15 protein-coding genes are annotated in these 17134 nt (G+C 58.0%); 6 read left to right on the top strand and 9 right to left on the bottom strand.

All coding sequences use genetic code 11. The features are described 5' to 3' along the window. Positions 1 to 184 precede the first annotated feature (184 nt). Positions 185 to 703 (top strand): YHS domain-containing (seleno)protein, encoded by a 519-nt coding sequence (locus tag GOW16_RS01800; RefSeq protein ID WP_170409661.1) that lies wholly within the window; start codon positions 185 to 187, stop codon positions 701 to 703. 47 nt (positions 704 to 750) lie between these two features. Here GOW16_RS01800 and GOW16_RS01795 read toward each other — a convergent pair whose 3' ends face one another. Together GOW16_RS01795 and metF are read right to left on the bottom strand one after the other, a co-directional pair. Then, positions 751 to 1401 (bottom strand): J domain-containing protein, encoded by a 651-nt coding sequence (locus GOW16_RS01795; protein WP_170409659.1) that lies wholly within the window; start codon positions 1399 to 1401, stop codon positions 751 to 753. Between the two features lie 171 nt (positions 1402 to 1572). Further along, positions 1573 to 2439, bottom strand: coding sequence for a methylenetetrahydrofolate reductase [NAD(P)H] (gene metF, locus GOW16_RS01790; RefSeq protein WP_170409657.1), 867 nt, complete (start codon positions 2437 to 2439; stop codon positions 1573 to 1575). Positions 2440 to 2533: 94 nt separating this feature from the next. On the opposite strand from metF, the gene GOW16_RS01785 reads away from it, so the two are divergent. Beyond that, positions 2534 to 3439 carry a LysR family transcriptional regulator gene (locus GOW16_RS01785; RefSeq protein WP_170410523.1) on the top strand — a complete coding sequence of 302 codons (906 nt, stop codon included), beginning with the start codon at positions 2534 to 2536 and terminating at the stop codon, positions 3437 to 3439. A gap of 96 nt (positions 3440 to 3535) precedes the next feature. Next, positions 3536 to 4321 (top strand): inositol monophosphatase family protein, encoded by a 786-nt coding sequence (locus GOW16_RS01780; RefSeq protein WP_170409655.1) that lies wholly within the window; start codon positions 3536 to 3538, stop codon positions 4319 to 4321. A gap of 55 nt (positions 4322 to 4376) precedes the next feature. On the opposite strand, the gene bhcD is transcribed toward GOW16_RS01780, so the two are convergent. Genes bhcD through bhcA form a run of 4 tightly spaced genes read right to left on the bottom strand, consistent with a single transcriptional unit; the run spans position 4377 to position 8720 of the window. Continuing rightward, positions 4377 to 5360 carry an iminosuccinate reductase BhcD gene (bhcD, locus tag GOW16_RS01775; RefSeq protein WP_217354463.1) on the bottom strand — a complete coding sequence of 328 codons (984 nt, stop codon included), beginning with the start codon at positions 5358 to 5360 and terminating at the stop codon, positions 4377 to 4379. A gap of 11 nt (positions 5361 to 5371) precedes the next feature. Beyond that, complete coding sequence (gene bhcC, locus GOW16_RS01770; RefSeq protein WP_170409651.1) at positions 5372 to 6535, bottom strand: 3-hydroxy-D-aspartate aldolase BhcC; 1164 nt, start codon at positions 6533 to 6535, stop codon at positions 5372 to 5374. A gap of 11 nt (positions 6536 to 6546) precedes the next feature. Then, positions 6547 to 7518: a beta-hydroxyaspartate dehydratase BhcB gene (bhcB, locus tag GOW16_RS01765; RefSeq protein ID WP_170409649.1), complete on the bottom strand. Its 972-nt coding sequence runs from the start codon at positions 7516 to 7518 to the stop codon at positions 6547 to 6549. Positions 7519 to 7529: 11 nt separating this feature from the next. Next, positions 7530 to 8720 carry an L-aspartate--glyoxylate aminotransferase BhcA gene (gene bhcA / locus GOW16_RS01760; RefSeq protein WP_170409647.1) on the bottom strand — a complete coding sequence of 397 codons (1191 nt, stop codon included), beginning with the start codon at positions 8718 to 8720 and terminating at the stop codon, positions 7530 to 7532. Between the two features lie 190 nt (positions 8721 to 8910). Between bhcA and GOW16_RS01755 the strand changes: the two genes are divergently transcribed. Beyond that, entirely contained in the window at positions 8911 to 9732 is an 822-nt protein-coding gene (locus GOW16_RS01755) for an IclR family transcriptional regulator (protein ID WP_170409645.1), read from the top strand. Between the two features lie 7 nt (positions 9733 to 9739). Here GOW16_RS01755 and GOW16_RS01750 read toward each other — a convergent pair whose 3' ends face one another. Further along, positions 9740 to 10483 carry a rhomboid family intramembrane serine protease gene (locus GOW16_RS01750; RefSeq protein WP_170409643.1) on the bottom strand — a complete coding sequence of 248 codons (744 nt, stop codon included), beginning with the start codon at positions 10481 to 10483 and terminating at the stop codon, positions 9740 to 9742. Between the two features lie 42 nt (positions 10484 to 10525). After that, complete coding sequence (gene putA / locus GOW16_RS01745; protein WP_170409641.1) at positions 10526 to 13927, bottom strand: bifunctional proline dehydrogenase/L-glutamate gamma-semialdehyde dehydrogenase PutA; 3402 nt, start codon at positions 13925 to 13927, stop codon at positions 10526 to 10528. Between the two features lie 102 nt (positions 13928 to 14029). Between putA and GOW16_RS01740 the strand changes: the two genes are divergently transcribed. Further along, complete coding sequence (locus tag GOW16_RS01740) at positions 14030 to 14518, top strand: Lrp/AsnC family transcriptional regulator (RefSeq protein ID WP_170409639.1); 489 nt, start codon at positions 14030 to 14032, stop codon at positions 14516 to 14518. 30 nt (positions 14519 to 14548) lie between these two features. Next, positions 14549 to 15115, top strand: a complete 567-nt coding sequence (locus tag GOW16_RS01735) for a tetratricopeptide repeat protein (protein ID WP_170409637.1) — start codon at positions 14549 to 14551, stop codon at positions 15113 to 15115. Between the two features lie 53 nt (positions 15116 to 15168). On the opposite strand, the gene GOW16_RS01730 is transcribed toward GOW16_RS01735, so the two are convergent. After that, positions 15169 to 17058 (bottom strand): PhoX family protein, encoded by a 1890-nt coding sequence (locus GOW16_RS01730; protein ID WP_170409633.1) that lies wholly within the window; start codon positions 17056 to 17058, stop codon positions 15169 to 15171. Positions 17059 to 17134 lie beyond the last annotated feature (76 nt).

Here is a 17134-nt window from a genome sequence, read left to right as displayed (position 1 = left end):
CAGAGTCCAACCCCCCGGAGCGCAGCGTTTTTTGTAACAATCCTCACCCGGCATCTCACGAATTCTCATTCAACGTCACAGCGACGTTAGGGGGACTTCGCAAGCGATCTGAATCACCTATTGTATGTCCAGACCCGCGCGTTCGGGCAAACCAACAACCCCGAGGACAAAAGGACTTACCACCATGAAACGTTTTGCCCTGACAGTAGCTGCGGCTCTGACCCTTGCCGCTCCGGCCTTCGCTGGCGATCAATATGTAGATGGCACCGGTTTCGCCGTATCCGGTTACGACGTCGTCGCTTACCGTAGTCTGGATCAGGTAGCGGTTGGCCAGTCGCAGCCCGAAGCTGTGCGCGGCCGCGCGGACATCACTGCAGAATACAACGGTGCCACATGGGCATTCGCCTCAGAAGAGAACCGCGACAAGTTTGTGGAAAACCCGGCCTTCTACGCACCGCAATATGACGGGCATTGCGCATATGGTGTGTCGAAAGGCGGTAAGGTCCCTGCAAACCCAAACCTGTGGCGCATCGTGGATGATAAGCTTTACCTGAACATTACGGATGTTGTGGTTGGCTTCTGGGAAGAAGACGTACCAGGCAACATCAATATCGCAGAAGGCAACTGGCCGGGGATCGAATCCGACGGCGCATCCTCCAGCGTCATTCCGAAATTTACCTCGGAAGGCCCGATTTCGAACTAAGTGGCCACTCACCAAGTCAAAGCCCGGCGCATTTTGCCGGGCTTTTGTTAGTGGGCCAACTGGAATTCGTCTCGCATCTGCTGATCGGCGTCGAACCGAATTCGAACGCTTTTGGCCCCTGGGAACGTGCGGGCCGTGATCGCATCCGGCACAACAACCTCGCCACCGCCAGAGTCGTTTGATTGGAAATTGAGTACCTCGGTCTCTGTCTGGCGCGAGGATGCCAAAACGGATGTCGGCAACGCCACACGGTTTGCACCTTCAAACACTGGGGTTGAGACAAAGAACGTCAAATGCCGCCCAAAGAACCCGACCGCATCAGGTACATGATCCGACTTGCACAACAGCTCGGACTCCGGGACTTCGACCTCGTCCGATCGGTTCGGCAACGCTGTGTTCAGCAGGGCGCGGCATGCGTTGATGTCAGATGACTCGAGTGCAAGAATACGACGGCGTAGTTTCGGACGTCTGGGTTTTCCGGACCCAGCACCTTTGCCCGCCAGCCCTTCTTTGCGCAAAAAATCGTATGCATCCTTGGCGCGGGTAAAGCCGGAACTGTCGCCCTGTGCCTGGTCTGGATGACCGTGGAAGGCAATGTTCCGCCAAGCGCTTCTGATATCATCCGAACTGGCGTTTTGATCCAACCCCAGAGCATACAGTGCTTCTGTGCGGGCCTTGATCTTCTCTGCAGTTTGCATAACCCAATTTACTCATTACAAAAAAACGTCACGACGCTAGTTTGAACAGGGCGGCAAATTTGTCAAATTTCACGCAAAATTGATGTGTCTGCGGGAACAATTGCAGCAGGAAGAGGCAATTGTTCTCAGCGCATCTTGTGGCAAAGGGTTACTGTTGTTTTGCGAGTTTTTTCACGCGACGTTCTGCAGTTCAGCCTTGGGCGTGATGCCAAGGGCAAAGCACACGTCACGCGTCAATTCAGGCCGGTTCAGCGTGTAGAAATGCAGCTTGTCCACGCCACCTTCGATCAGGTCCGAGCACAGCTCTGTACAGAGCGCGGTGGCCAGCAAATCCTCACGATCGTCACGCACGGCCTTTTCAAAGGCTTGCTCGACCCAATGGGGAATGCGCGTACCGCAGCGTTTGGCAAAGTTCCGGGCACCTTTCCAATTCTCGATCGGCAGAATGCCGGGAACGATGGGCTTGTCGATACCTGCTTTTTCGCAGGCGTCACGGAACCGGAAAAACGTCTCGGCCTCAAAAAAGAACTGGGTCAGGGCCTCGTCCGCACCTGCATCCAGCTTGGCCTTGAGCCAGTCGATATCAGTGCGAGCATTGCGTGCTTCGGGGTGAATGTCAGGGTAGGCTCCGACGCGAATGCTGAACATCTCGGTCTCTGCCAGCGCGGAAATCAGTTCGACTGAGTTTGCAAAGCCATCGGGATGCGGCTCAAACCGGTCCTGACCGCTGGGCGGATCACCGCGCAGGGCTACGATGTCCTGCACGCCTGCACGTGCGAAAGTATCTGCGATTTCCAGCGTTTCTTGGCGCGAGGCATCCACGCATGTCAAATGCGCGGCAACCGGCAGGCCCGAGGACTTGTGAAGGGTCGCCACCGCATCACGGGTGAGTTCCCGCGTTGTGCCGCCCGCACCATATGTGACCGAGACAAAGCGTGGATCTAGCGGAGCCAGTGTCTGGACAGTGTCCCAAAGACGAAACGAGGCTTCGAGCGTCTTGGGCGGAAAGAACTCGAATGAAATTTCTGGCTTGGTCATCACGGCCTCATTTGGTTGGTGCAGGGACCTTGTGCCAGTTCAAGCAATGTGAGACAAACTCATATTATTCAAGAACAACATGAGTATCACTGCAATGCACATCGAATTCCGCCACCTGCGCACGATCAAAGCGATCCACGAATGCGGTGGGTTGGCCCGTGCGGCGGATCAATTGAATATCACCCAATCGGCTCTGAGCCACCAGATAAAGGGCCTTGAGGATCAAGCGGGGGTGGAACTGTTCCTGCGCCGTTCGAAGCCGATGAAGCTGTCGGCTGCGGGTTTGCGCCTGCTGCGTTTGGCCGAACAGATTTTGCCGCAAGTCGAGGCCACACAACAGGAATTCTCGTCGCTTCGGGATGGACGGACTGGACGCATGCATATCGCAATCGAATGCCACGCCTGTTTCGAATGGCTGTTCCCGGTGCTTGAATCCTTCCGGAAGTCGTGGAGCGATGTGGATGTCGATATCCGCCCGGGTTTGGCATTCGGCGCATTGCCCGCGTTGCAGAAAGAAGAGGTCGATCTGGTCGTTTCGTCCGATCCAGAAGATCTGCCGGGCATCGAGTTCATTGAGCTGTTTGACTATGACGCCGTCTTTGTCGCCGCCTCATCCCACCCGCTGGCACAAAAAGGGTTCATCGAGGCAGAGGATTTTCGTGGGCAGACCCTGATCACGTACCCGGTAGAACGCACCCGGTTGGACGTGTTCAGCCAGTTGCTTATCCCCGCTCGGGTCGAACCGGCGGCGATCCGGCAGGTTGAACTGACTGCGGTGATCTTATTGTTGGTCGCGTCGAACCGCGGCATTTCTGTTCTGCCCGATTGGGTTGTGCGCGAGGTGAAGTACAATTCCGACTATGTAACACGACCGCTAACCAAGGATGGCATCACCCGCAGGCTCTACGCCGCCGTGCGCACCGAGGACCTTGAAAAACCGTTTGTGCAAGAGCTGATTCAACTGGCCGGAACCGAGGCGCGCAAGCTGCAACAGCAATAGGCGCAAAACGCGGGTCCGCTATGCGCATCATTCCTCTTGGCAAGGGCGCATTGCATCAGTATACGCGCGGTTTGACCGGACAGGAGCCTTTGGACAATGGTTGGCAGTGCAAACCTCAACATCATGATCAAAGCCGCGCGAAGGGCGGGGCGTTCTTTGGTCAAGGATTTTCGTGAAGTCGAAAACCTGCAGGTGTCGATGAAAGGCGCCGGTGACTTTGTCTCCAAGGCCGATATCGCCGCCGAGGCGATCCTGAAAGAAGAACTGCTGGGCGCGCGCCCGACCTATGGCTGGCTGGCCGAAGAGGGTGGTGTGATTGAGGGCGAAGATCCGACCCGCCGCTGGATCGTCGATCCGCTGGATGGCACCACGAATTTCCTGCACGGCCTGCCGCACTGGGCAATCTCGATCGCGCTGGAACACAAGGGCAAGATCGTCGCCGGTGTGATCTATGACGCTGCCAAGGACGAGATGTTTTTTGCCGAAAAAGGCGAGGGTGCGTGGATGAATGATACCCGTATCCGTGTTTCAGGGCGCCACCGCATGATCGAGTCGATCTTCTCAACTGGTCTGCCTTTTGGTGGCCGTTCGGACCTGCCTGCGACTTTGCAGGATCTGGCGCGCCTAATGCCAGCCTGTGCCGGTGTGCGCCGCTGGGGTGCAGCCGCATTGGACATGGCCTATGTGGCGGCTGGCCGCTACGAAGGGTTCTGGGAACGCCGCCTGAACGCATGGGATATGGCCGCCGGGATCATTATCGTCAAGGAAGCAGGCGGTTTGGTTCAGGCGCTTAACCCTGAAGGCAATGTGCTGGAGGATGGTGAGGTGATCTGTTCGAACGAACCGATCTTTGACCAGTTCTCCAAGGTGATCCGAGGCTGATTGCACCGCAAGTCTGGTAAGCAAGCGCGCCCCGATTGAGGCGCGCTTTTTCGTTTCAAAGGGCTGCGCGCTGGGCTAACCCGGCTTTATCGGCCAACTGCGCGGCGACGGATGCGACCGCAAGGTCCTGCAGACCCACACCGGTTCCATCGAACAGGGTGACCTCGTCAGCACTGGTCCGCCCGGGGTGATCGCCGTTGATGACTGCACCAATCGGATTGATCTGTGTTTCGGTCAAAGCGCCACTTTCCATGGCGTGCTGCGCCTCCCCAATTGTCACAGATTGGGCGACCTCGTCGGTGAAGACAGTCGCCGAAGCAACCAGAGCGGGATCGACCTCCATCTTGCCTTTCGTGTCTGTGCCCATGCAAGCCAGATGTGTGCCGGGCTTGATCCAGTCTTTCATCAGCAGCGGCTCGAATGCCGAAGTGATCGTGATGATGACATCCGCCTGAGCCCCCAGTTCCTGCTGACTGACGGCCTCAAATTCCAGCCCGATTTCCTCGGCAATTGCCGCCAGACGGGGCAGCATGTCGGGGTGTGGATTCCAGGCGACGACCTTTTCAAAGTCGCGTTGTTCAACGGCCGCGCGCAACTGAAATGCCGACTGATGTCCGGCGCCAACCATACCCAGCACCTTGGCATCCTTCCGGGCAAGGTGTGCGATGGAAACCGCCGAAGACGCAGCTGTCCGCACCGCCGTCAGATAGTTGCCGCCCACCAGTGCAGACAACCGCCCGGTATCGGGATCGAACAGGAATACCGTGGATTGGTGATTGGTCAGACCTTGTTCGGCGTTGCCCGGCCAATAGCCGCCTGACTTCACACCCAGTACTTGCCCATCCCGGTCGAAACCGGATTTGAATCCATACAGAGCATCGGCATAACCCAACGCTTCGCGAACAACCGGAAAGTTCCAAGCCCCGCCACTGGCCATCGCGCCGAACACGGATTGAACCGCATCAAAGGCTTGTTGGCGGCCCACCAGCTGTTCGCACAGGTCTTCGCCCACAATCAGCAGGCCATCTTGCGTGGTCATAGCGTCCCTCATCAATAAGCCTTCCCGCGGGCCGAAACGGGCCACAGAGCTTCAACCTTACCGTCGCGAACGCCGACATACCAATCGTGGACGTTGCAGGTGGGATCACAGTGGCCGGGCACCAGTCGAAGCTTGTCGTTCACCTTCAGAACACCGTCGGGGTCGCCAATAACGCCGTGCTCGTCCGAGCACTTGAGGTATTCCACGTCGTCGCGCCCAAAGATGAAGGGCAGGCCACTATCGACCGATTGCGCCTTGAGACCAGCGTCGCAGATAGCCTTGTCTGCCTTGGCGTGGCTCATCACACTGGTCAGAATGAACAGCGCGTTCTCCCATTCGCCCTGATCGATCCGCTTGCCGTTCTCGTCCAGAATGCGGCCATAATCGGCGTCCATGAAGGCGTAGGATCCGCACTGCAATTCGTTGTAAACGCCCGAATTGCTCTCGAAATAGTATGATCCCGTTCCACCGCCCGAAACCAGTTCGCAGTCGATGCCTTCGGCTTTCAAACCATCAACCGCGTCTTTGACCATGGCGATGGCTGTATCCAGCTTCTCTTTGCGTGCCTCATAAGTGTCGAGGTGCTGCATTGCGCCCTGATAGGCCTGAATGCCGGTAAATTTCAGGTTGGGCGCTGCGTTGACTGCCTTTGCAATATCGACAACGGCTTGGGTCGTGGTCACGCCGCACCGACCTGCACCGCAGTCAATTTCGACAAAGACTTCAAGTTCCGTGCCGTGATCGACAGCGGCCTTGGACAAGTCAGCGACATTGTCGATGTCATCCACGCAGACGATGGTGCGCGCGCCAAGTTTCGGCAGTTGCGCCAACCGGTCGATCTTGGCCGGATCGCGAACCTGGTTCGACACGAGGACATCCTTGATGCCACCTCGCGCGAAAACTTCGGCTTCGGATACCTTTTGGCAGCAAACGCCAACCGCACCGCCGAGATGTTCTTGCAACTTGGCCACATCGACGGACTTGTGCATCTTACCGTGCACGCGGTGGCGCATGCCATGGGCCTTAGCATAATCGCCCATTTTCTTGATGTTCCGCTCCAGCGCATCGAGGTCCAGGATCAGGCAGGGGGTCTGGATTTCGCTTTCATCCATGCCGATAGCAGCGGGGATGTCGAACCCGACTTCAAGCTCTTTGATGTTCACAGGTTTGTTCATATCGTTCTTCCTTACCATTTTAGCCAGGGCAGTTTGTCCAGATCCACGTTGCCGCCGGTGATGATCACGCCAACGCGCTTGCCGCGGAATACGTCCGGGTTCTTGAGTATCGTCGCGAGGGGCACGGCCGATGATGGCTCCATCACAACGCGCAGGTATTTCCACGTCAGCTTCATCGCTTCGATGATCTCGTCGTCAGAGGCAGTGAAAATGTCGGTCACGTTTCTGGAAACGAAATGCCACGTGTTCTCTTTCAGCGGCACCAGTAATCCGTCGGCGATAGTTTTCGGCGCATCATCTGCGATAATGTGGCCCGCTTTGAAGGACCTATACGCATCATCTGCCTGCTCTGGTTCCGCCGCATAGATCGCCGTGGATGGGGACAGGTTCGAAACCGTCAGGCAGGTGCCCGAGACCATGCCGCCGCCGCCTATCGGGGCAATGACGGCATCCAGCCCATCCGTCTGCTCCAACAGTTCGGCCGAGCATGTCGCCTGACCGGCAATGACGCGCGGATCGTTGTAGGGATGCACAAACTCGCCACCCGTTCTGGCCTGTACCTCGGCAAAGGTCGCCTCACGTGACGAGGTCGATGGCTCGCACTCAGTGATCGTGCCGCCATAGCGGCGCACGGCGTCCTTCTTGGCTTGCGGCGCGGTGCGCGGCATCACCACGTTGCAGGGGATGCCGCGCCGTCCGGCGGCATAAGACAGGGACAAAGCGTGGTTGCCACTAGAGTGTGTGCAGACGCCCTTGGTCGCCATATCATCACTCAGGCCAAACACGGCGTTGCTCGCACCGCGTACCTTGAACGCGCCAGCCTCCTGAAAGTTCTCGCATTTGAAGAACAGTTGCGCGCCGGTCAGGTCGTTCAGGAAGTCGGATCCCAAAACCGGAGTGCGCCGGATATGGGGTTTGATTCGTTCGTGCGCAGCGCGCATATCGTCGATCGTCAAATCGGCTGCGGGGATGTGATCCAGCATTGCAATCCTCCTCAGGCTGCAGCTTGGGCGCGGTCAGATGGTCCGGTGCGATAGTATTCCTGCGCCACCGCGACCCCGCTGCCCAAAGTGATCGGATAGTTCAGATCGGCCATCGCCATCTCGATTGTGCTAAGCCCGGACAGAACCATCACATCCGTCAAACTGCCTAGATGGCCGATGCGGAACGCCTGACCGTTCAACTGACCCAGACCGATACCGAAAGATACACCATAGGCATTGAACGCGTGGTCGGTCAGAGCATTGCTATCAAACCCCGCAGGCACATAAATCGCGCTGACAGTGTCAGAGTACAGGTCAGGCGATTGTGCGACAAGTTTCAGCCCCCACGCGTCAACGGCGCGGCGCACACCTTCGGCCAATCGGAAATGCCGGGCATACACGTTCTCAAGCCCTTCTTCGAACAGCATCTTAAGGCTTTCGCGCATGCCGTAGATCAGTTGCAGCGGCGGGGTGTAGGGAAACCCGCCGGACGCGTTGGCGGCCATCATATCGTCGAAGTCGAAGAAGGTGCGCGGCAGCTTGGCGCTTTTCGTTGCCTCAAGTGCCTTGGAGCTGACGCACAGGATCGCCATACCGGTGGCCAGCATGAACCCTTTCTGCGAGCCTGAAACGGCGATATCGACGCCCCAGGTGTCAAACTCGAACGGCATCGAGGCCAGAGAGCTGACGCAATCGACAAACAGCATCGCAGGATGGTTTTCTGCATCCATCGCTTGGCGAACCGCGGCGATGTCCGAACGCACCCCAGTGGCCGTTTCGTTGTGCGTGACCAGAACGGCGCGAATTTCATGCGCGGTATCATCGGCCAAAGCGGCCTGAAACTGATCAGCGGGTGCGCCGGTGCCCCATGGGCATTCGATGATCTGAACGTCCAGCCCGTGCCGTTCGCACAGGTCGATCCAGCGATGGCTGAACACGCCATAGCGCGCAACCAGAACCTTGTCGCCGGGGCTGAGTGTGTTGGTAACGGCCGCTTCCCACCCACCGGTGCCGCTGGCCGGGAAGGTCACAATCCGGCCGGTCGTGGTGCCAAACACTTTCTTCGTGTCTTCAAGAACAGGTGCAAAGGTTTCGACAAAATCCGGCGCGCGGTGATCTTGCGTTTGAACCTGCATGGCAAGACGCAACCGGTCTGGAATGTTTGTTGGGCCGGGTATGAAAACCGGGTTTTGGTTGGACATCTGTAGTTCCTCCGCTTTGAAAGTAAGTGTCAGGGAAAACCTCGCGGCGTGCAATTTTCTTGAAAAATGTTTTCATTTTTGGGATAAAATACTTAAATAGCTGTATTTATGCAGTTTTTCGTTTTTCATTTTTTGTACCGCAAAATGGACGGTTCAAAAATCTTTGGGCTTTGAATGGGAGGCTGTAGTGATGGAGAGCCAGAAAAGACCGCGCGGCAGGCCCAAATCCCTGTTCAAGGAAAGCTCGGCCGGGACAATGCAGTCACTGGATCGGGCGCTCGGCGTTCTGACAGCGGTAGCCCGGTTGGAGCGGGCAGCGCTCAGCGATCTGGCGCGTGAGATCGACGTGCCGACGGCCACGACGCACCGCATTCTGGTGACCTTGCAGAAACACGGGTTCGTTGCCTTTGATGACGAGCGTCAGGAATGGATGATTGGGATCGAGGCATACCGGACCGGCGCCTCGTTCCTGCGCCGCAACAGTGTGCTTGAGATTGGGCGCCCAATCCTTAGGCGCCTTATGCAAGACAGCGGAGAGACTGCTAACCTGGCGGTGCCGGATGGGTCCGAGGTGGTCTTTGTCGGGCAGGTCGAAACCCCCAACCCGATCCGCGCCTTCTTCCCGCCCGGGGCGCGAACGCCGATGTATGCGTCAGGCACCGGCAAGGCGATCCTTGCTGCGATGAATGAAACGGGGTTGGCCAAAACGCTTGGGGCGATTGATCCAATAGAGTTCACTAAGAGTACGCTGATACCGGGTAGTAGTTTACAGCAGGATCTTGTAGAAACGCGTGCGCGCGGTTGGTCGCACGACCGAGAAGAAAGATACGAGGGCATGTCCTGTATCGGCTCGGCGATTTTCAATGATCGTGGGGAACCATGCGCAGGAATCTCGGTTTCGGGCCCTACCGCTCGGTTTGGCGCGGATCGTGCGCACGCCTTGGGTGAATTGGTTCTTGCCGCTGCACGGGAAATCACACGTCTTAGTGGCGGCCAAATACCAAAGCCCTGAAGTCCCGTTACCTGCGCGGTACGCGCGGTATGCGAGAATGAGTTAGCTTGTATTTGTGTTCAGCATGCGGTGGATGGCCGTGGGTGCGGCTCCAGAAACCGGTGCCGCCGCGCCGCAGCCATAGTGGGATGCACAAGATCAGCCCGACGAAAAACCCACCCGTATGCGCCCAATAGGCCACCCCACCTTCGTCCGGGTTGCTGGCCAGACTGCCAAAGAACTGCATGGCCAACCAGACCCCCAGCATGACAAAAGCAGGTATTGTGAATATACGGAAATACACGATGAGGATCAGCAGGATATCCACACGGGCCTTGGGAAACAGCAGCAGGTAACCGCCCATGATGCCTGCAATCGCACCTGATGCTCCAATGGTTGGCACGACCGATTGCGGTGCCGTGACGACATGGATCAGCCCTGCTCCGATTCCGGCGGCAACATAGAACAGAAGAAAGGGCAGGTGGCCCATTTCATCTTCAAGGTTGTCGCCGAAAATCCAAAGGAACAGCATGTTTCCCGCCAGATGCATCCACCCGCCATGCAGGAACATCGACGTCACCAGCGTCTCAAACGCAAACCCGTCAGTGATCCGCGCCGGGATAATCGCATAGTCGTAGTACAGTTGATTGATCAACCGGGCATCGTTCATGATGCCCACATAACTCAAAAATATCAGGATATTGGCCGCCATCAGCAGATAGACGACATATGGCGTTCGCCCCGAAGGGTTATGGTCGCGGATTGGAAACATGAGGCGACGCTGGGCTTTTCCCAGCCCAGCGTCAAGGCATGCTTACGCCGCACCCCCAAGCAATGCGGCATTACCACCTGCAGCTGTTGTATCGATGCATAGGTGGCGCTCGGCCAGGACCCGCGCGCGGTCCGGAAGGCCTGGGATCAAGGGCAGGATCGGACCATCCCGGTGGGCAAGATGACGCTCAATCTCGCGCGCCGTATTGTCATCGCCCCACCAAAGAACGCCCGAAATCCCGGTCACGTTTTCCAACCGGTGCAAGTCTAGCGAACCGGTCGCCGGAATGGCCGTTCCCCCTAGCGCCTGAACGGCGTCGGCCTGCGCGCGCGCGGCCTCGGCACCGGGGCCCAGACACAGCAATGGAGCACGTGCGAATTCGCTTAGCCGATTGGATTCGCCTGTCGGGCCGGGCAGGGATTGGGTTTGCACCGGCGCGGGCTTACCCTGAACACTAGGAAGCTCGCTCATCACGCTATCCCATTGATCGTCGATCAGCTGCCGATCTGGGGCGCAGAACCGCGCCACGTAGTTCGGTCCACCGGCCTTGGGTCCTGTGCCCGAAAGCCCTTCACCGCCAAATGGCTGAGACCCCACGATGGCGCCGATCTGGTTGCGGTTTACGTAGATATTGCCGGCATGCACCGCCTCGGTGATGTGCTGCACCCGGTCGTCAATGCGCGTGTGCAAGCCGAATGTCAGCCCGTATCCGGTTGCGTTGATGTCGGCTATGACCTGATCAATCTCGGATGCTTTGAAGCGCGAAACGTGAAGGACTGGTCCGAAGATCTCACGCTTCAGCGCGGAAATGCCGGGTATCTCGATAAGTGTTGGTGCGATGAACGTGCCCTCCGATGGGACGGGCATTTCTTTCAGAACACGACCTTCGGCCCGGGCACTGGCGACGTGATCTGCGATGCCTTGGCGCGCTGCCTCGTCAATGACCGGTCCGCAATCGGTTGAGATTAGCCACGGATCACCAACCTGGAGGACCTCCATTGCGCCGGTCAGCATTGTCAGTAAATCGTCGGCGATGTCCTCCTGAACATAGAGGCATCGCAAAGCCGAACACCTCTGCCCGGCCGATTGAAACGCACTTTCGATGATGGACTGAACGGCTTGCTCGGGCAGGGCGGTGCTGTCCACTATCATTGCGTTCAACCCGCCGGTCTCGGCGATCAGAGGCGTACCGGGGCGCAGATTGTCTGCCATGGCTGTGCGGATCTTCAACGCGGTTGCGGTCGATCCTGTAAACGCTACGCCGGACACACGTGGGTCTGAGGTCAGTGCGGCCCCAACAGAGGGGCCACCCGGCAGTAGTTGTAGTGCGTCGCGTGGGACACCGGCCTCGTGCAGCAATTGTACGGCCCGATGCGCGATCAGCGGCGTTTGCGGCGCGGGCTTGGCAAGGACCGCATTGCCCGTGGCCAAGGCCGCTGAAATCTGGCCCGTGAAGATCGCCAGGGGGAAGTTCCACGGGCTGATGCAGGTGAAAATGCCTGCCGGTTCCGCATCGGGAATGTTCGCGGCGTAGTAGCGGAGAAAATCCACTGCCTCACGCAGTTCGGCAACGGCATCAGGCACGGACTTACCTGCCTCGCGCGCCAGCAAGGCGAATAGTTCGCCGAAATGAGCCTCGTACAGATCGGCTGCAGCATTCAGGATTCGCGACCGTTCCGCGGGTTGTGCCCGCCAAGGTGCGGCGGATGCCAAGGCAAGCTCAACATCCTCTGCACTGGCAGTTGCTACGGCTCCGGGTCGATCCTGCGGATAGGCGGGGTTGGTGACCGGTTGGTCCTGGTCCGGATTTGCATCACCTGACAACAGCGGCTGCGCGTACCAGTGGTGCGCCCGGTATGCATCCCGTGCGGCGTCGATCTTGTCCAACGTCGGGGTGTGGTGAAGGTCGAAGCCCTTCGAATTCACGCGTTCCGGCTGGAACAGGTTTGGCCCGGTTGGCAGGGGGCGCACCTGATCTGCAATGGTCAGGAATGGATCAGCGGCGACCTCTTCCGGCGGAACGTTCTCGTCCACGATTTGGTTTACAAATGACGAGTTCGCACCGTTCTCCAACAAACGCCGCACCAGATAGGCCAGCAGATCGCGATGCGCCCCGACCGGGGCATAAATCCGGCACCTTGTGCTGCTTTGGTCCTTGACGATCTGGTGCAGGGTTTCACCCATCCCATGCAGGCGCTGGAACTCGAACGGCTGGCCATCGGCCATGTGAAGGATTGCGCTGACCGTATGGGCGTTGTGGGTGGCAAATTGCGGGTAGATTCGATCAGTCATACCCAGCAGCTTGCGCGCATTCGAGATGTAGGAAATATCCGTGGCCGCTTTGCGGGTGAACACGGGAAAGCCATCGATGCCTTCGACCTGAGCGCGTTTGACCTCGGTATCCCAATAGGCACCCTTTACCAAACGAACCATCAGCTTTCGGTCATGGCTTTGGGCCATGTCATACAATGTATCCAGCACGATCCCGGCACGCGGGCCATAAGCCTGAACGACGATACCCAGGCCGTCCCAACCATCCAGGGCCGGTTCGGCCATCACCGCCTCGATCACCTGCAGAGACAGGGAAAGGCGGTCCGCTTCTTCGGCGTCCACATTCAGGCCCATGCCCGCTGCCTTGGCCAAAAGGGCCAGGGCCCGCAATCGAGGGACCAATTCTTCCATGACTTCTGCTTCTTGCGCCAGTTCATAGCGTGGATGCAGCGCCGACAGCTTGACGGAAATCCCCGGATTGGCCCGGATATCGTCGTGAATACAAGCCTCGGCGATTGCGGCAATCGCACGTGAGTATGACAGGTGATAGCGGGCGGCATCGGCCTCGGTTCGCGCGGCTTCGCCCAACATGTCGTAGGAATAGGTATAGCCCTTTGCCTCCATCCCGCTGGCGCGTTCCATGGCGGATTGGATTGTCTCGCCCAGTACAAACTGGCGGCCCATTTCCTTCATCGCGCGCCCAACAGCCGTGCGGATCACGGGTTCGCCCAGACGTTTGATCGCACCGCGCAAGACACCGACAGGAGAGGTCTTGTCTTCATCCAGCACCTTGCCTGTCAGCATCAGCGCCCAAGTGGACGCATTGACCAGCGACGAAGAAGACTGACCTAGGTGTTTTCCCCAATCCGAGGGCGCAATCTTGTCTTCGATCAGTGCGTCGATCGTGTCAGCGTCCGGTACGCGCAGCAGCGCTTCGGCCAGACACATCAGCGCAATGCCTTCGTCGGTGGAAAGGCCGTATTCGGCAAGGAATACTTCCATCATACCCGGCGAGGTGCTCGAGCGGATATCACGCACCATTTGTGCTGCAGCCTCGCAGATCGCGGCTCGGTCGGTTTCGCTCAGGTCAGCGTTCGCGATCAATGCGTCGAGAATTTCCGACGGATCGGCATAGGTTTTGGCATCAATTCGGGCGCGCAGGCTGTGTGACATGTTTCCTCCGGTCTTTTGATTAATATAGTGTCGATTTTCCGGGACGATTGCCTTAGTTTTGCGTTTGGCTAGGCGAATGGCCTGATTTGAGAGGTTTGAGCGATGCAAAAAGACTTCCCGGGGCTGGACCGGTTCGACAGATCGATTCTTGCGATTCTGGCTGAGGACGGTCGGATACCCGTTGCCGACCTCGCGCGCCGTATTGGGCTGTCAAAATCCCCAACTCAAGCACGTGTGAAGAGACTTGAAGCCGACGGCATCATTAAGGGATACCGTGCCCTACTGGACCCTATTCGCCTCGGACTGGACCACGTTGCCTTTGTCGAGGTTCGGTTGGCCGACACGCGCGAGAAGGCTTTGGCCGATTTCAACGCTGCCGTCCGCAAAGTGCCTGAGATCGAACAAGCCCATATGATTGCATCGAATTTTGACTATCTGCTGAAGATTCGCACCGGATCGATGTCGGAGTACCGCGCGGTTCTGGCCGAAAAGATCTCTTCTTTGCCACATGTCGCCAATACCTCGACCTTTGTTGCGATGGAGGCTGTGAAAGAGACCGGGGTGTCCGGAGCCTTGGACGCGATGGGTTGACGAACGCCCTGCGCGCGTCACCATTGGCGCATGAAACGCTTAGCCTACGCCTCGATTTTTTATGCCGCGACCGTTTTTGCAGCCAATGCTCAGGACTGTCCGGTCGCGCCAGACCATTCCGCAGAGGTATCGGCAGTTCTGGAGCAGATACGGGACGCCGAAACCGAACAGTCCGCCCGTGCGCTGTCTGGTCAGCTTTGGGAGTTCTGGACAGATGCCCCGGACGAAAGTGCTCAGGCTGTTTTGGATCGTGGAATGACACGTCGGAATGCGTGGGACCTGCTGGGCGCGATTGAGGATTTCGACAGGCTGATCGCCTACTGTCCGTCCTACGCCGAAGGGTACAATCAACGGGCCTTTGCCCACTACCTGCGGCAGGATTTTCAATCGGCGCTGCCCGATTTGGAAAAGGCGATCGAGCTGTCACCCAACCATGTCGCCGCAATCAGCGGACGAGCCCTGACATTGCTGGGACTTCAGCGCATTGATGAGGCGCGCGAAGCGTTGTCTGAGGCTCTGGAGTTGAACCCCTGGCTGTCAGAGCGTCATCTGATGGCCCCGGGTGGGCCACTTGCAATACCGGGCGAGGACATCTGATCCCAAAACGCCCCCGAACCGTAAAGTCGGGGGCGTTTCGTTTTTTGGTGGGTTTACCCAACCAGACCGTTGTCGGTGCGCTTGATCGCGATCACGGAAGAACGCGATGTACCACCATCCGGCCAGTTGCTGCCGGGGTGCTGAATGCCAACGAACATGGTGCGCAGATCACTGGACCAAGCCAGGCCCGTGACTTCGCAACCGTTCGGGCCAGTCATAAAGCGCGCGATTTCGCCGGTGATCGGGTCGCCAACCAGCATTTGGTTGTTGCCGTTACCATCGAAGTCGCCCTCGTTGTCGTCATTGCCGTCTGTCTGGATCCAGATCAGGCCAGTCGAGTCGATGACCATTCCGTCAGGCGAGTTAAACAGGTTACCTTCGTTCACATTCGCTGACCCGGCGCGGTCATCTTTGTGCACGGTCGGGTTTCCGGCCATGACATAGAGATCCCAATCAAACCCTTCGACGGCGTGATCGTCATTTACTGGACGCCAACGCACGATCTGACCGTATTTGTTGGCCTCGCGCGGGTTGGCCGCGTTGACCGAGGTGTCATCACCACCGGCGTTCGGCTTCACGCCGCGGTTCTTGTTGTTGGTCAGGCAGCAATAGGCCTCAACCGCAACAGGGCTGGAAGCCACCCATTCGGGGCGGTCCATTGTGGTGCCGCCGACCTTGGAGGCGGCCATACGGGTGAAGATCGCGATCTCGGCTGCTTCCATTCCGGTGGTTTCCGGCGTCAGAGCCAGCCACTCGCCCTTCATGTCGTCGTTGAACTTGGCCACATAAAGCGTGCCGTCATTCAGCAAGTTTTCGGTCTGGCCGCCCGGCTGATAGGTGCCGTTCGAGACAAACTTGTACAGGTACTCGCCCCGCTCATCGTCGCCCATATAGACAACCACGCGGCCATCGGCGGCCAGGGTCACCTCGGCATTCTCGTGCTTGAAACGGCCTAAGCCAGTGTGTTTGACCGGCGTGCTGTCTGGTTTGGTCGGGTCAATTTCGACGATCCAGCCCGCGCGGTGTGGCTCATTCGGGTTTTTCGACGTATCGAAACGCGGATCGAACAGTTCATACCCGTTCCAGCTTTCGGCCTTCACACCATAGCGCTTGAAGCCATCTGCAACCTTTTGGTCGTAGGTGGCATTTTCGTCGCTGGACCCGAAGTAGCCGTTAAAGTTTTCTTCACAGGTCAGGTAAGTGCCCCAAGGCGTCTTCCCCGCGCCGCAGTTGTTCATGGTGCCTAGTGATGCTGTACCGGTTGGATCAGCTTCGGTTTTCAGCAAGTCGTGACCGGCGGCCGGGCCAACGATCTTCATCGGGGTGTTATGGTGGATGCGGCGGTTGAAAGGACTGTCTTTGACAACTGACCAGCCGGCGGGGCCTTCAGCGATTTCCATCACAGTAACGCCCTGAATATTCTGCAGCTTCAGAACATCATCAGCGCTGGCCGGCACGCCTTCCTGCGCGGCGGGCAGGTTGATCTTGCGGTTCGGGTATTCGTGGTTGATCGCGATCAACTCGAGACCCTGGAACGAGAATGTCTCCATCCCGTCGGTGTTTTCGCCAAAGATGCGATCCGATTTCTCAACCGGGCCACCATCGGTGATGTCATAGCCATCAGCGTCGGAAAACAGTGGGTCGCCCCAGCGTGTCACAACTTTCCACTCGTACCCCTCGGGGACATGTACTGTGCCGTCAGTCTGTGCGGCAATCGGAGTGAAGGCAAAGCGCGAAGCTTCGACAGCCTGGGCGGAGGTGGAACCTAGCAGGCCCGTGCCCATCGCGACAGCACCCGAACCAAAGGCCACTACGCCAGCCAGAAAGCCACGGCGCGAGATTGCGCTTTCGACGACGCGGTCAAAGTCGTTTTCCTCGGGGCGGGGGAAGTGCAGCTCATCCCAGTCGTCGGCGGACAGGTTGGTGGTATCAACATCTTTCATGAATGGCTCCTGGCTGTCTTAACGTAGTTGATGACAGGCATGTAGGACGTCTTTGTGACATGTTCTTAACAACATA

The organism is Ruegeria atlantica (assembly GCF_013033965.1).
GTDB classification, from domain to species: domain Bacteria; phylum Pseudomonadota; class Alphaproteobacteria; order Rhodobacterales; family Rhodobacteraceae; genus Ruegeria; species Ruegeria atlantica_D.
The sequence above is the reverse complement of the archived record's forward strand: the minus strand, read 5'-3'. Positions and strand labels throughout refer to the sequence as shown.

Excerpts from the sequence above, each read along its gene's own strand:
- GOW16_RS01800 (WP_170409661.1), top strand. The coding sequence starts at position 185 with ATGAAACGTTTTGCCCTGACAGTAGCTGCGGCTCTGACCCTTGCCGCT.
- GOW16_RS01795 (WP_170409659.1), bottom strand. The coding sequence starts at position 1,401 with ATGCAAACTGCAGAGAAGATCAAGGCCCGCACAGAAGCACTGTATGCT.
- metF (WP_170409657.1), bottom strand. The coding sequence starts at position 2,439 with ATGACCAAGCCAGAAATTTCATTCGAGTTCTTTCCGCCCAAGACGCTC.
- GOW16_RS01785 (WP_170410523.1), top strand. The coding sequence starts at position 2,534 with ATGCACATCGAATTCCGCCACCTGCGCACGATCAAAGCGATCCACGAA.
- GOW16_RS01780 (WP_170409655.1), top strand. The coding sequence starts at position 3,536 with ATGGTTGGCAGTGCAAACCTCAACATCATGATCAAAGCCGCGCGAAGG.
- bhcD (WP_217354463.1), bottom strand. The coding sequence starts at position 5,360 with ATGACCACGCAAGATGGCCTGCTGATTGTGGGCGAAGACCTGTGCGAA.
- bhcC (WP_170409651.1), bottom strand. The coding sequence starts at position 6,535 with ATGAACAAACCTGTGAACATCAAAGAGCTTGAAGTCGGGTTCGACATC.
- bhcB (WP_170409649.1), bottom strand. The coding sequence starts at position 7,518 with ATGCTGGATCACATCCCCGCAGCCGATTTGACGATCGACGATATGCGC.
- bhcA (WP_170409647.1), bottom strand. The coding sequence starts at position 8,720 with ATGTCCAACCAAAACCCGGTTTTCATACCCGGCCCAACAAACATTCCA.
- GOW16_RS01755 (WP_170409645.1), top strand. The coding sequence starts at position 8,911 with ATGGAGAGCCAGAAAAGACCGCGCGGCAGGCCCAAATCCCTGTTCAAG.
- GOW16_RS01750 (WP_170409643.1), bottom strand. The coding sequence starts at position 10,483 with ATGTTTCCAATCCGCGACCATAACCCTTCGGGGCGAACGCCATATGTC.
- putA (WP_170409641.1), bottom strand. The coding sequence starts at position 13,927 with ATGTCACACAGCCTGCGCGCCCGAATTGATGCCAAAACCTATGCCGAT.
- GOW16_RS01740 (WP_170409639.1), top strand. The coding sequence starts at position 14,030 with ATGCAAAAAGACTTCCCGGGGCTGGACCGGTTCGACAGATCGATTCTT.
- GOW16_RS01735 (WP_170409637.1), top strand. The coding sequence starts at position 14,549 with ATGAAACGCTTAGCCTACGCCTCGATTTTTTATGCCGCGACCGTTTTT.
- GOW16_RS01730 (WP_170409633.1), bottom strand. The coding sequence starts at position 17,058 with ATGAAAGATGTTGATACCACCAACCTGTCCGCCGACGACTGGGATGAG.